Origin of the sequence: Mycobacterium sp. E3198, assembly GCF_001667015.1 — a bacterium.
Classification (GTDB): Bacteria; Actinomycetota; Actinomycetes; order Mycobacteriales; family Mycobacteriaceae; genus Mycobacterium.
Genome location: NZ_LZIS01000077.1, coordinates 1 through 701, shown reverse-complemented (window position 1 = coordinate 701; position 701 = coordinate 1). Strand labels below are relative to the sequence as shown.

The window sequence follows — 701 nt, the reverse complement described above, 5'->3', positions numbered from 1 at the left end:
CCGCACGACGGCGCCTACACGGCCGCGCGGCTGGCCAAGGACCAGGGCGTGCCCATCTCGACGATCTCGTTCGGCACGCCCTACGGCACCGTCGACTACGAGGGCGCCACCATCCCGGTCCCCGTCGACGACCAGACGTTGCAGGAGATCACCAAGATCACCGACGGCGAGGCGTTCCACGCCGACAGCCTGCAATCGTTGGAAAGCGTCTATTCGACGCTGCAGCGCCAGATCGGCTACGAGACGGTGAAGGGCGACGCCAGCCTCGCCTGGATGCTGCTCGGGGCGGTGGTCCTGGCCGGCGCCATCCTGGCCGGTCTCGCGCTCAACAGCCGGTTGCCCTCCTAGGCGATCAGGGCGGCGATCGGGTGGGCGATCAGGTCGGCAGCCGCCGGTTGATCAACAGGGCCAGCGCCGCGGCGATGAGCGCGGCGACGACGCCCAGGCGCAGCCACCCGGCGCTGCCGGGTCCGGGCACCGTGCGAAACCCGATGTCGTTCTCGATGGCGTTGTAGCTCTTGTTGAGCTCGGCGATGTTGGTCGCGGTGTAGGACTGCCCGCCGGAGAGCTGGGCGATCTTTTTCATCTGGTCGGTCGAGACGGGAACGGCGACCCGCTGCCCGTTCATCTCGATCTCGCCGCCTTTGGTGCCGAACGAGATCGTCGAGATGGGCACGCCCTGGTCCTTGGCCAGCCGCGCG

At 68.6% G+C, this 701-nt stretch carries 2 pseudogenes; one reads left to right on the top strand and one right to left on the bottom strand.

The window, feature by feature from the left end:
* Positions 1 to 348: pseudogene (locus A5673_RS08725) on the top strand (hypothetical protein); the annotation flags it as partial.
* Positions 349 to 376: 28 nt separating this feature from the next.
* On the opposite strand, the pseudogene A5673_RS08720 reads toward A5673_RS08725, so the two are convergent.
* A pseudogene (locus A5673_RS08720) lies at positions 377 to 701 on the bottom strand (hypothetical protein); the annotation flags it as partial.